This is a genomic window from Shimwellia pseudoproteus (assembly GCF_016415625.1).
In the GTDB taxonomy this organism is placed as follows: domain Bacteria; phylum Pseudomonadota; class Gammaproteobacteria; order Enterobacterales; family Enterobacteriaceae; genus Shimwellia; species Shimwellia pseudoproteus.
This window is the reverse complement of record NZ_WBXP01000027.1, coordinates 44,307-55,738: the sequence shown is the minus strand read 5'-3', so window position 1 is coordinate 55,738 and position 11,432 is coordinate 44,307. Positions and strand designations below refer to the sequence as shown.

At 55.1% G+C, this 11,432-nt stretch carries 13 protein-coding genes; 11 read left to right on the top strand and 2 right to left on the bottom strand.

Annotated elements, in window-relative coordinates:
• Nucleotides 1-25: 25 nt before the first annotated feature.
• The 4 genes from F9C28_RS12880 to F9C28_RS12865 all read left to right on the top strand — a co-directional run bounded on the left by F9C28_RS12880 (nucleotide 26) and on the right by F9C28_RS12865 (nucleotide 1,903).
• Nucleotides 26-664: a hypothetical protein gene (locus F9C28_RS12880; RefSeq protein WP_233149059.1), complete on the top strand. Its 639-nt coding sequence runs from the start codon at nucleotides 26-28 to the stop codon at nucleotides 662-664.
• A 117-nt stretch (nucleotides 665-781) separates the two neighbouring features.
• Nucleotides 782-1,012, top strand: coding sequence for a class II holin family protein (locus F9C28_RS12875; protein WP_001619046.1), 231 nt, complete (start codon nucleotides 782-784; stop codon nucleotides 1,010-1,012).
• Nucleotides 993-1,523: a lysozyme gene (locus F9C28_RS12870; RefSeq protein WP_001619047.1), complete on the top strand. Its 531-nt coding sequence runs from the start codon at nucleotides 993-995 to the stop codon at nucleotides 1,521-1,523. Before F9C28_RS12875 ends, F9C28_RS12870 begins: the two co-directional genes overlap by 20 nt.
• Nucleotides 1,520-1,903, top strand: coding sequence for a hypothetical protein (locus F9C28_RS12865; protein WP_001619048.1), 384 nt, complete (start codon nucleotides 1,520-1,522; stop codon nucleotides 1,901-1,903). The genes F9C28_RS12870 and F9C28_RS12865 overlap by 4 nt, the downstream gene beginning before the upstream one ends.
• Before the next feature lie 83 nt (nucleotides 1,904-1,986).
• Here F9C28_RS12865 and F9C28_RS12860 read toward each other — a convergent pair whose 3' ends face one another.
• Nucleotides 1,987-3,075 carry a tyrosine-type recombinase/integrase gene (locus F9C28_RS12860; protein WP_001619049.1) on the bottom strand — a complete coding sequence of 363 codons (1,089 nt, stop codon included), beginning with the start codon at nucleotides 3,073-3,075 and terminating at the stop codon, nucleotides 1,987-1,989.
• Between the two features lie 89 nt (nucleotides 3,076-3,164).
• On the opposite strand from F9C28_RS12860, the gene dusA reads away from it, so the two are divergent.
• A complete protein-coding gene (gene dusA / locus F9C28_RS12855) occupies nucleotides 3,165-4,202 on the top strand; it encodes a tRNA dihydrouridine(20/20a) synthase DusA (protein ID WP_199015763.1) in 1,038 nt (345 codons plus the stop codon).
• 140 nt (nucleotides 4,203-4,342) lie between these two features.
• Nucleotides 4,343-4,585 carry an envelope stress response protein PspG gene (gene pspG / locus F9C28_RS12850; RefSeq protein ID WP_199015762.1) on the top strand — a complete coding sequence of 81 codons (243 nt, stop codon included), beginning with the start codon at nucleotides 4,343-4,345 and terminating at the stop codon, nucleotides 4,583-4,585.
• Nucleotides 4,586-4,783: 198 nt separating this feature from the next.
• Here pspG and F9C28_RS12845 read toward each other — a convergent pair whose 3' ends face one another.
• Nucleotides 4,784-5,767, bottom strand: coding sequence for a quinone oxidoreductase (locus F9C28_RS12845; RefSeq protein ID WP_199015761.1), 984 nt, complete (start codon nucleotides 5,765-5,767; stop codon nucleotides 4,784-4,786).
• A gap of 190 nt (nucleotides 5,768-5,957) precedes the next feature.
• Here F9C28_RS12845 and dnaB point away from each other — a divergent pair, with 190 nt between their 5' ends.
• From dnaB to F9C28_RS12820, 5 genes are all read left to right on the top strand, one after another.
• On the top strand, nucleotides 5,958-7,373 hold the full coding sequence (dnaB, locus tag F9C28_RS12840; RefSeq protein ID WP_199015760.1) for a replicative DNA helicase: 1,416 nt from the start codon (nucleotides 5,958-5,960) through the stop codon (nucleotides 7,371-7,373).
• Between the two features lie 88 nt (nucleotides 7,374-7,461).
• Nucleotides 7,462-8,541, top strand: a complete 1,080-nt coding sequence (gene alr, locus F9C28_RS12835) for an alanine racemase (RefSeq protein ID WP_199015759.1) — start codon at nucleotides 7,462-7,464, stop codon at nucleotides 8,539-8,541.
• A 132-nt stretch (nucleotides 8,542-8,673) separates the two neighbouring features.
• The gene (locus F9C28_RS12830; RefSeq protein WP_199015758.1) at nucleotides 8,674-9,867 is read left to right on the top strand and encodes an amino acid aminotransferase; all 1,194 of its coding nucleotides are present in this window, start codon (nucleotides 8,674-8,676) and stop codon (nucleotides 9,865-9,867) included.
• A 176-nt stretch (nucleotides 9,868-10,043) separates the two neighbouring features.
• Entirely contained in the window at nucleotides 10,044-10,763 is a 720-nt protein-coding gene (gene aphA, locus F9C28_RS12825) for an acid phosphatase AphA (protein ID WP_199015757.1), read from the top strand.
• 290 nt (nucleotides 10,764-11,053) lie between these two features.
• On the top strand, nucleotides 11,054-11,413 hold the full coding sequence (locus F9C28_RS12820) for an MmcQ/YjbR family DNA-binding protein (RefSeq protein ID WP_199015756.1): 360 nt from the start codon (nucleotides 11,054-11,056) through the stop codon (nucleotides 11,411-11,413).
• Nucleotides 11,414-11,432 lie beyond the last annotated feature (19 nt).

The following is an 11,432-nucleotide window of genomic DNA, read 5'->3' as shown; positions in this document are numbered from 1 at the left end:
ATCGGCGAAGGTGAGTTGATGGCTCATGATGTCCCTCTGGGATGCGCTCCGGATGAATATGATGATCTCATATCAGGAACTTGTTCGCACCTTCCCTAGCTTTGTTGATGCGCTATTTATAACTGAACATGCCGGTCATTTCATTGCAGGGATAGTAATATATGACATAATGAAAAATAAGCCATCTCCTTTTGATTTCGTCTTGATGGTTCTTAGTGTGATCCTCATATATAATAGAATGTTGGGTTTTAATTCATATGTAAATGGAAGTTTTGGGTATTCAGTTTCTGATGCATCTCTTCTGCTCGCATGTATCTCTCTTGTTACGTTAACCTGGTGTGCATCTAACGTATCTGAAGTCGGTAAGTTTTATAATGTTGTTAAGTTTCTTGGGGCGATGACATACCCACTGTATTTAATACATGCCGATATCGGATTTTGGTCTCACGCTATGTTTGAAAGGAAGTGGTGGGTTGAATATCCGGTTACGAAGACTTTTGTTAACTATGAGGTGACGATAGTTATTTCGATGTTAATATCGTTTACTATTGCAGCGCTGTACATAAAGCTTCTGGATAAAAAAGTAACACGCGCCTTTAATAAAATATGGGGCCTGTTCGGCTTGCTAAGCCATAAAAAAATTAAAGGGTTAAATACACCCTAAATGAATTCATTATGTTGGCTCTCGGGTCAATACCTCCAATAGTCAGGATTCCGACCACATCACCACCTTACCCTCGGAGCACTTAATAGTGTTCCCTACGGGGGGTAAGGTATGAGGATGAACAACCATTCAGGTCTGGCGGCAGGTGCTTCCTATATTACGTCCGGGGGCAGTGGCGTCTTCTGGTTACTGCAATTACTCGATAAAGTCAGCCCAAGCCAGTGGGCTGCTATCGGTGTGCTGGCGAGTATATTTCTGGGGCTGGTTACCTACCTGACCAATCTCTATTTCAAAATCAAAGAAGACCGTCGCAAAGAGGCTCAACTCTATGACCAGCAACAGGACTAAGCTTAGCGCTGCTGTTCTGGGACTGGTACTCGCCGGTGCGCCAGCATCGGTTATTCTCGATCAGTTCCTGAATGAGAAAGAGGGCAACAGTCTCTCCGCATACCGTGACGCTGGAGGAATTTGGACGATTTGCCGTGGTGCCACGATGGTTGATGGTAAGCCTGTAGTGAAGGGTATGAAGCTGACGCAGGCAAAATGTGACCAGGTAAACGCTATCGAACGCGATAAAGCGCTAGCCTGGGTAGAGCACAATATCAAAGTGCCGCTGACTGAACCGCAGAAAGCAGGTATTGCGTCGTTCTGCCCGTACAATATCGGCCCCGGCAAGTGTTTCCCATCCACGTTCTATAAGCGAATCAATGCCGGCGATCGGAAGGGGGCATGTGAAGCAATCAGGTGGTGGATAAAAGACGGTGGACGCGATTGCCGGATCCGTTCCAATAACTGCTACGGGCAGGTATCCCGTCGTGACCAGGAAAGCGCGCTGACGTGCTGGGGGATAGACCAGTGACCCTTAAAACAAAATTGTTAGCGCTGGCCGTTCTGCTGGCGTTGCTCGTCGGTGCGTATTACGCGGGTTACTTGAAAGGCTGGTACGCGCACAGTGACAAGATAAACAGCGAATATCAGGAGAAGAGTAAAAAGGCTGAGAAGGCTGTAGCAACCGGCGAACAGAAAGCGGCAGCGTCCAGCGCAGAAGGCAAAGTGATTTACCGGACCATTTATCGCGATGTGGTGAAATATGTTAACGACCCGAATCATACTAAGTGCGATTTTGACGATCACGCTGTGCAGTTGCGTCAGCGCGCCCTCGATGCGGCCAACTCCATCAGCGGATTTGATGCAGGAGCCGTGCAAGGGAGCGAGCAAAGCTGGAACAGACAGCGATGAAGATCTGCAGGCTGATATAGAAACTGCTGAATGTCTGCGCCAGCTGCGGCAGGATAAGTATCGCTGGCAGGCGTGGTATAAAGCTACTTCTTTTTAGCGTGCAGCGCGTCGTACTTTTCATGCAGGGATTTCGGAAACAGTTCAGTATAAACCTGCCAGAGTACATTAAGAGACCGATGGCCTGTAACCTGGGCCACTTCTTCTATACTAAAACCCGCCTCAAAAAGCCTGCTGGCCCCCTCCCGGCGCATATCGTGGTAGCGCAAGTCTTCAATGCCCAGGGCGTTCCTGACACGTTGAAAACCCGCAGTTACAGAACGAGAGTTATAAGGGAAAATTAACTCGCTGATTTTGGGCTGACGTTGCACTATGTTCCAGGCATCGCCGAGAAGTGGTACCAGCATATGGTTACCGGATTTTTTGCGCGGGTCTTTTCTGTCTCTGACCAGCACGGCCTTTTGTTTTTCGTCTACATCTTCCCAGCGGATTTTGCACACTTCGCCAACTCGCATACAACTGAGGATTGAGAAGTTAAGAATATCAACGAAGGGGATTTTTGCTGCGACGTGATCGCTTCTGGCCTCAAGCCCTGCGAGCAGTCTATCCAGTTCGTCGCTCACAGGGCGGCGGCTGCGGCGTTTGGATTTGCCAATCAGCCCCATCTGGAGCAGTAGAGGTCTTGCATCTGTTGCGGGATTGGTCGTGTAGTCGATACCGTAGACGGGTTTGGCGGACGCCAGAACGGAAGAAAGGTAACTTACATCGTGGTTAATAGTAGAAGGACCGGCACCAGCGCCGTTTCTGTGGCGGCAATGCTCGATAACGTGGCTGGTTGAAAGGTCTGTCAGAGGGGTTTCGGCGATGTTGCAGTCCAGCAACATATCCAGTACATAACGTTTTGTGCGCCCGGCTTTGCCGCCGAGGTTGGGATCGTTGATATAGCGTTTGAGCAGATCGCCAACAACCATTTTGTTTAAGTCGTTGGTGGTCGGCACCCCATTTGTTTCCAGTTCAGCAACCCTACCAGCACCCCACGTTTTGGCATGGGCCTGTTTGCTGAATGTTCGGTTTTCCCGGTAGATATATTTCCCACCTTCTTTTACGCCCACGGTGCAGCGGTAGCGTAAAGTCCCATCGGCGCGTTGACGTTTTTCTATGCTATAGTAGGCCATGCTTTTCCTTTACCTTCGTTCAGCACCCCATGAATCTGGGGTGCTGTTGGGGGTGCTGATAAAGAAAAAATACGACATAAAGACAAAAAATGCACGAAAATAAAGAATCGCACAACCCACACCAGAACAGCGTTAACAGAGGAAAAACGCCGGGATACAGCCCTTCACGTTTTTCCATCGCGCCGATGCTCGACTGGACCGATCGCCACTGTCGCTACTTCCTGCGCCTGCTGTCCCGCCATACCTTGCTGTACACCGAAATGGTGACCACCGGTGCCATCATCCACGGTAAGGGTGACTATCTGGCCTACAGTGAGGAGGAGCACCCGCTCGCGTTACAACTGGGGGGCAGTGATCCTCAGGCCCTGGCCCAGTGTGCCAAACTGGCGGAGGCCCGGGGTTATGATGAGGTCAACCTCAACGTGGGCTGCCCGTCTGACCGGGTACAAAACGGCCGTTTTGGGGCCTGTCTGATGGGCGAAGCCGCGCTGGTGGCGGACTGTGTAAAAGCGATGCGCGACGCGGTGTTGATTCCGGTAACGGTGAAAACCCGCATCGGTATTGATGATCAGGACAGCTACCCGTTCCTGTGTGACTTTGTTGGTACGGTGGCGGAGCAGGGCGGCTGCGATACGTTTATTATTCACGCCCGTAAAGCCTGGCTATCGGGGTTAAGCCCGAAAGAGAACCGTGAAATCCCACCGCTGGATTACCCGCGGGTTTATCAGCTTAAACGCGATTTCCCCGGCCTGACGATGTCTATCAACGGCGGGATTAAATCTCTGGAAGAGGCCAAAGCCCACCTGGCCCATATGGATGGCGTGATGGTGGGGCGCGAGGCTTACCAGAACCCGGGTATCCTGGCGGCGGTAGATCGTGAAATTTTCGCCACCGGCGGTGTCGATCCTGACCCGGTGGCGGTAGTGCGGGCCATGTATCCGTATATTGAGCGCGAACTGAGCCGGGGCTGTTACCTTGGCCATATTACGCGCCATATGCTGGGGCTGTTCCAGGGGATCCCCGGGGCCCGGCAGTGGCGGCGCTACCTGAGTGAAAACGCCCACAAAGCGGGGGCGGACATCCAGGTGCTGGAGCAGGCCCTGGCGCTGGTTGCCGATAAGCGTTAATTTCTGACCGCTATTTAGTGAATTTGACGATGCCCTGGCCTGCGCGCCGGGGCATTTTGCTATTAAATCAATGCAATAATATTGGCACGTTTCTTGTAAGGACTCCGGTAGTCAGCGCGATTCAGAAAGGAGAGGTGACAATGTTTGAGCTGCTGTTTGTGGTGGGATTTTTTGTGATGCTGCTGATCACCGGGGTTTCCCTGCTGGGGATTATTGCCGCCCTGTTGGTGGCAACCGCGCTGATGTTTGCCGGTGGCCTGCTAGCATTGATGTTTAAGCTACTGCCCTGGCTGTTACTGGCGGTGGCCGCGGTATGGATTATCCGCGCCATCCAGGGGCCGAAGAAGCCAGAGTATGGTCGACATCGCCGCAGATTTTACTAGGGTCTGAGGGGTTGATCACAACCTAATAACTTTTCTATTGGTGTTATTAGGAAATGTCCGGGAAATCTGCCACTATGCCCGGGTTGAGAACGAATTCATCGCAGCTGTACCCTACAAGACAGCGCGAACTATAAAAAGAACGGGCTTCCTTCGGGAAGCCCTAATCTTTTGTATTTCTGGCGTATTCTTTAATACCGGTCACGGCAGCAGCAGGCTTGATCCTCTGGTGGCCCGGCTTTCCAGCAGCCGGTGCGCGTTCGCGGCATCGGCGAGGGCAAACTTCTGGTTTTCCGGGATCTCCGGCTTAATCACCCCACTGGCAATCAATGAAAACAGCTCGCAGCTGGCTTCTTCCAGCTCGGCGCGGGTGGTGATATACCCGCTTAGCGACGGGCGGGTGACATATAGCGAGCCCTTCTGGTTCAGGATCCCCAGGTTGACCCCGGTCACCGGCCCGGACGCATTACCAAAGCTCACCATTAGCCCCCGGCGCTGCAAGCAACTCAGCGACGCTTCCCAGGTGTCTTTCCCCACCGAGTCATACACCACCGGCACTTTAGCGCCGTTAGTCAGCGCCAGAACACGCTCAACAATGTTCTCTTCCTGATAGTTAATGGTGCGCCATGCGCCGGCGGCAAGGGCTTTCTCCGCCTTGGCGGCGGACCCCACAGTGCCGATAAGCTTCGCCCCCAGCGCTTTGGCCCACTGGCAGGCAATCAGCCCAACGCCGCCGGCGGCGGCATGAAACAGAAATTGCTCATTGGGCTTGATTTCATAGGTTTTGCGCAGCAGATAGAACACTGTCAGCCCCTTGAGGAAGGTGGCGGCACCCTGTTCGAAGGAGATAGCATTGGGCAGGATGACGACCTTGTCGGCGGCCACATTGTGCACGTCACTATAGGCCCCGAGCGGCGCCTGGGCATACACCACTCGATCCCCTTCTTTAATATGGCTGACCGCACTGCCGACCTTGATAACCACACCGGCGGCTTCGCTGCCCAGGCCGCTGGGGAGTGAAGGCGGCGGATAAAGGCCGCTGCGGACATAAGTATCAATGTAATTGATGCCGATGGCTTTGTTCGCCACCTGGACTTCATGGGCCTGCGGGTCTGCCGGGGTAAATGTAACAGCGTGCAGAACGTCGGGCCCACCTGGCTGTGAAAACACGATTCTGGTTGCCATAACCGCTCCTGTGGTGTGCTCTGGATAATTTATAAGCCTAACAGTTCATTAGGTTATCGGCAGGGAAAATATTGCCGCGGGCGGCGTGACCTGAGGAAAAAGTGGTCGTAAGCTACGATGTATTAATCTCGCTGGTCTTATCATAGCGTGTATAATCCCCGTCTGTTTTAATCCTGGTATCCCGTACGTTATGGCCGCAAAGAAACCCTTTAATAAACCTCAGACTGATGCTGGCGAGCGCGATCCGCAGATTGCCGCCCTGAAAATGCCCCCCCATTCACTGGAAGCGGAGCAGTCGGTGCTGGGCGGGTTGATGCTGGATAACGAACGCTGGGATGACGTCGCCGAACGGGTGGTGGCGGAAGATTTCTATACCCGTCCCCACCGGCATATTTTTACCGAGATGCACCGCCTTCAGGAACTGGGCAAGCCCATTGATTTGATCACCCTGTCGGAATCCCTGGAGCGCCAGGGGCAGCTGGAAATCGTCGGCGGCTTTGCCTACCTGGCTGAGTTATCTAAAAATACCCCCAGCGCGGCGAACATCAACGCTTATGCGGATATTGTCCGCGAGCGCGCCGTGGTGCGCGAGATGATAGCCGTCGCCAATGAAATTGCCGACGCCGGTTTTGACCCCCAGGGCCGCACCAGTGAAGACTTACTGGATCTGGCGGAATCCCGGGTATTCCAGATTGCGGAGAACCGCGCCAGTAAGGATGAAGGCCCCCAGAGCATTGATAAAATCCTCGATGCCACTGTTGCCCGTATCGAAACGCTCTACCAGCAGCCCCATGATGGGGTTACCGGGGTGGACACCGGCTATCAGGATTTGAATAAGAAGACCGCCGGTTTACAGGGCTCGGACCTGATTATCGTGGCGGCGCGCCCTTCAATGGGGAAAACCACCTTCGCCATGAACCTGTGTGAAAACGCCGCCATGCTCCAGGATAAACCGGTGCTGATTTTCAGCCTCGAAATGCCCTCGGAGCAGATCATGATGCGTATGCTGGCGTCGCTCTCCCGGGTTGATCAGACCCGCATCCGTACCGGCCAGCTGGACGATGAAGACTGGGCGCGGATCTCCGGCACTATGGGGATCCTGCTGGAGAAGAACAATATGTATATTGATGACTCTTCCGGCCTGACCCCTACGGAAGTGCGCTCCCGCGCCCGCCGGGTATTCCGCGAGCACGGCGGCCTGAGCCTGATAATGATCGACTACCTGCAACTGATGCGGGTGCCGTCACTCTCCGATAACCGTACCCTGGAAATCGCCGAAATCTCCCGCTCCCTGAAAGCGCTGGCCAAAGAGCTCCAGGTGCCGGTGGTGGCGCTCTCCCAGCTGAACCGCTCCCTGGAGCAGCGCGCCGACAAACGCCCGGTGAACTCCGATCTGCGTGAATCAGGTTCTATCGAACAGGATGCTGACCTGATTATGTTTATCTACCGTGATGAGGTGTACCACGAAAACAGCGATCTGAAAGGCATCGCGGAAATCATCATTGGTAAACAGCGTAACGGCCCAATCGGCACGGTGCGCCTGACATTTAACGGCCAGTGGTCCCGGTTCGATAACTACGCGGGCCCGCAATACGACGACGAATAACCGCGTAAATTTTTGGTTTCCCGGGCCGCTGCCTGCCGTAGCCCCCGGGAGGCCGTGACACTAACGTCAGACCCAAAAAGGAATAGAAATGCAAGCGGCAACCGTTGTTATTAACCGCCGCGCTCTGCGCCACAACCTGCAACGCCTGCGCGAACTGGCCCCCACCAGTAAGCTGGTTGCCATTGTGAAAGCAAACGCTTATGGCCACGGTCTGCTCGAGGCCGCCCGCACATTACCCGATGCCGATGCCTTCGGCGTTGCCCGGCTGGAAGAGGCGCTGCGCCTGCGTGCCGGTGGCATTACCCAACCGGTACTGCTGCTGGAAGGCTTCTTTAACGCCAGCGACCTGCCGGTTATTTCGCTGCAACAGCTGCATATTGCGGTACACAGTGAAGAGCAACTGGCAGCGCTGGAGCAGGCCGATCTGGCGGCGCCGGTAAATGTCTGGATGAAGCTGGACACCGGGATGCACCGCCTGGGGGTACGCCCGGAAGAGGCCGACGCGTTCTATACCCGTCTGACCCGTTGTAAAAATGTCTGCCAGCCGGTGAATGTGGTCAGCCACTTTGCCCGGGCCGATGAGCCGGAATGCGGGGCCACCGAAAAGCAGCTGGCCATCTTCAATCAGTTTACCCAAGGCAAACCGGGCCTGCGCTCGATTGCCGCCTCCGGCGGGATCCTGCTGTGGCCGCAGTCCCACTATGACTGGGTGCGCCCGGGGATTATTCTGTATGGCGTTTCCCCCCTGGAACAGCGCCCCTGGGGGCCGGATTTTGGCCTCCAGCCGGTGATGTCGTTAACCTCCAGCCTGATTGCGGTGCGCGAACATAAAGCCGGTGAGCCGGTGGGTTACGGCGGCACCTGGGTGAGTGAGCGCGATACTCGCCTCGGGGTGATTGCCATCGGTTACGGTGATGGTTACCCGCGGGCGGCGCCGTCCGGCACGCCGGTGCTGGTTAATGGCCGGGAAGTGCCGATTGCCGGGCGGGTGGCGATGGACATGATTTGTGTTGATCTCGGCCCCGATGCCGCGGACCAGGTGGGCGATCTGGCCGTGATGTGGGGGGAAGGGCTGCCGGTTGAGCGGATTGCCGAAATTACAAAAGTAAGTGCTTACGAACTTATTACCCGTTTAACCTCCCGGGTGGCCATGAGCTATATCGACTGATCCCGCCAGCACAGCCCCTGCCAACCGGGGGCTGCGCTGGATTTATAACCCTTCTTTAACATCCCCCCTCGACCTTCTCCGGCATCCGGTTTATTGTGTGCTTTGTTCTACTGTAACCCTGGAGAAACGCGCGTGTTTCAGAAAGTTGACGCCTATGCAGGCGATCCGATCCTCTCCCTGATGGAAACCTTCAAAGAGGACCCCCGCGACGGCAAAGTGAACCTGAGTATTGGGCTGTATTACAACGGGGAAGGGATTATTCCACAATTACAGGCAGTGGCAGAGGCGGAAAAGCGCCTGAATAGCCAGCCTCACGGTGCATCGCTCTACCTGCCAATGGAAGGGCTGAACAGCTACCGTCAGGCCGTGGCGCCGCTGCTGTTTGGCGCTGACCATCCGGTACTGCGCGATGGCCGGGTAGCCACCATCCAGACTCTGGGCGGCTCTGGCGCGCTCAAAGTCGGGGCGGATTTTCTGAAGCATTACTTCCCGGCGGCCAAAGTATGGGTGAGTAACCCGACATGGGAAAACCATATCGCTATATTTGCCGGGGCTGGCTTCGAAGTGGGCACTTACCCCTGGTTTGATAACGACAGTAAAGGGGTCGATATTGACGGCCTGCTGGCGCACCTGAACACCCTGCCTGCCGGGGATATTGTCCTGCTGCACCCTTGCTGCCATAACCCGACAGGGGCTGATCTGACCCGCGCCCAGTGGGACCAGGTGATTGAGGTACTGAAAGCCCGGGAGCTGCTGCCATTCCTGGATATTGCCTACCAGGGGTTCGGCGCCGGTATGGAAGAAGATGCCTATGCGCTGCGCGCGGTGGCCTCGGCGGGCCTGCCTGCCCTGATAAGTAATTCATTCTCTAAGATATTCTCGCTGTATGGCGAGCGTGTGGGCGGCCTGTCGGTCATCTGTGAGAACAGCGAAACCGCCGCCCGGGTGCTGGGCCAGCTGAAAGCAACCGTGCGCCGTATTTATTCCAGCCCGCCAAACTATGGCGCTCAGGTGGTCTCTCTGGTGCTGAATGACCCTCAACTGCGCGCCGTCTGGCTGGCTGAGGTGGAAAGCATGCGCCAGCGCATCATTGAGATGCGCCATGTGCTGGTGGAGACCCTGAAAACTCAGATGCCGGGGCGGGATTTTGACTATCTGCAGCGCCAGCGCGGGATGTTCAGCTATACCGGCCTCTCGGCGGCTCAGGTGGATCGCCTGCGGGAAGAGTTTGGTGTCTATTTAATTGCCAGCGGCCGCATGTGCCTTGCCGGGGTGAACCGCCACAACGTTGATTATGTTGCCCGCGCTATTGCCGCAGTAATGTAAGCACTCGCTATCATTAAATGCTCCGTGTCACGCGGAGCATTCCCTTCAGTTCATCGTTTTTGTGTCTCTTATCCCTAAAAACCCCCGGCGTAAACTGGTATCCTTAGTCGGCGAATAAATCATTTTGCTCTCTTTTAATCGTCATAAACGATAAGCAAATAACCATAAGGAAAATAATGCGTAAGTTTACTTCCGCCTGTGCCGCGTTGTGCCTGGCATTTGGGTTATCTGCGCCGGTAATGGCCGCCATGTCTGCGCCACCGGAGGATACCCCGGGTAATGGGGTGACCAGTGCCCAGCTGGCCGAACGGGCGCCGGTGCATTGGGTCTCGGTTGCGCAAATTGAAAACAGCCTGCTGAACCGCCCGCCGATGGCGGTGGGGTTTGATATCGACGATACCGTGTTGTTCTCCAGCCCTGGTTTCTGGCGCGGGCGTAAAGAGTTATCCCCCGGCTCCCGGGATTATCTGAAGGATAATCAGTTCTGGGAAAAAATGAATAACAGCTGGGATGCCTTTAGTATCCCTAAAGAAGTGGCCCGGGCGCTGATCACTATGCATGTTAAGCGGGGCGATCAGATCTACTTTATTACCGCGCGTAACGCCACCAAAACGGAAACCCTCTCCCGGCTATTAGAAGATGATTTTCTGATCCCGCAATCCAATATGCACCCGGTGATATTTGTCGGCAGCGACGATGAACTGAACAGCAAAACCGGATGGCTGAAACGCGAAGGGATCCGTGTTTTTTACGGTGATTCAGACACTGATATTATGGCCGCCCAGGAGTCGGGTATCCGCGGGATCCGCGTATTACGGGCGTCTAACTCTACGGACCGCCCGCTCCCCAAAGCCGGGGCACTGGGTGAAGAGGTGATTGTTAACTCGGAATACTGATCTGGCGGCGGTGGTTATTTTTTCAGCAAAGCGCGCTGAGGGGTTTACCTTTTGCCAGGATACTGCACACTTAACGGGGTCGTATTAATGCAGGCGCCGTTGCGGTAGAGGCCAGAGCAGATACCCGCATGAAGACGACCGCGCTGATGACCATTGTCTGTCAGCGCAGCGAGGGGTTTCTCTGGTGTTGCCGGTGCGCAATGAAGGGTGAAGACAGGCATCAGGCTGGGGGAACACGGTAGCGCGACGCTCTGTGACGGATCGTCGTGACGCTTCAGGGGGGACCAATAATGACCAACTCAGAGTTACTCCAGTACTGCATGGCAAAACCCGGCGCACAGCAGAGCGTGCACAGTGACTGGAAAGCCACCCAAATCAAAGTGGCCGATGTGTTATTTGCCATGGTGCACAGTGTCGATGACCGGCCGGCGGTATCGCTAAAAACCAGCACCGAACTGGCGGAGCTTTTGCGCCAGAACCACGCGGACGTTTTCCCCAGCGCGTATCTGAATAAATCCTGCTGGAGCACGCTGTATCTGGATGGTTCGTTGCTGGACTCGCGGATCTATGCGCTGGTCAATGCCTCCTGGCAACAGGCCCTGGCGCTGGTGCCCGCGGATAAACGCCGGGCGCTCAACGGCGCATCATAAAAAAGCCCCCGGTGAAGGG

Coding starts and splice junctions, on each gene's coding strand:
- F9C28_RS12880 (WP_233149059.1), top strand. CDS start 26: ATGATGTCCCTCTGGGATGCGCTCCGGATGAATATGATGATCTCATAT.
- dusA (WP_199015763.1), top strand. CDS start 3,165: ATGCACGAAAATAAAGAATCGCACAACCCACACCAGAACAGCGTTAAC.
- F9C28_RS12870 (WP_001619047.1), top strand. CDS start 993: ATGACCAGCAACAGGACTAAGCTTAGCGCTGCTGTTCTGGGACTGGTA.
- dnaB (WP_199015760.1), top strand. CDS start 5,958: ATGGCCGCAAAGAAACCCTTTAATAAACCTCAGACTGATGCTGGCGAG.
- alr (WP_199015759.1), top strand. CDS start 7,462: ATGCAAGCGGCAACCGTTGTTATTAACCGCCGCGCTCTGCGCCACAAC.
- F9C28_RS12875 (WP_001619046.1), top strand. CDS start 782: ATGAACAACCATTCAGGTCTGGCGGCAGGTGCTTCCTATATTACGTCC.
- aphA (WP_199015757.1), top strand. CDS start 10,044: ATGCGTAAGTTTACTTCCGCCTGTGCCGCGTTGTGCCTGGCATTTGGG.
- F9C28_RS12860 (WP_001619049.1), bottom strand. CDS start 3,075: ATGGCCTACTATAGCATAGAAAAACGTCAACGCGCCGATGGGACTTTA.
- F9C28_RS12845 (WP_199015761.1), bottom strand. CDS start 5,767: ATGGCAACCAGAATCGTGTTTTCACAGCCAGGTGGGCCCGACGTTCTG.
- pspG (WP_199015762.1), top strand. CDS start 4,343: ATGTTTGAGCTGCTGTTTGTGGTGGGATTTTTTGTGATGCTGCTGATC.
- F9C28_RS12820 (WP_199015756.1), top strand. CDS start 11,054: ATGACCAACTCAGAGTTACTCCAGTACTGCATGGCAAAACCCGGCGCA.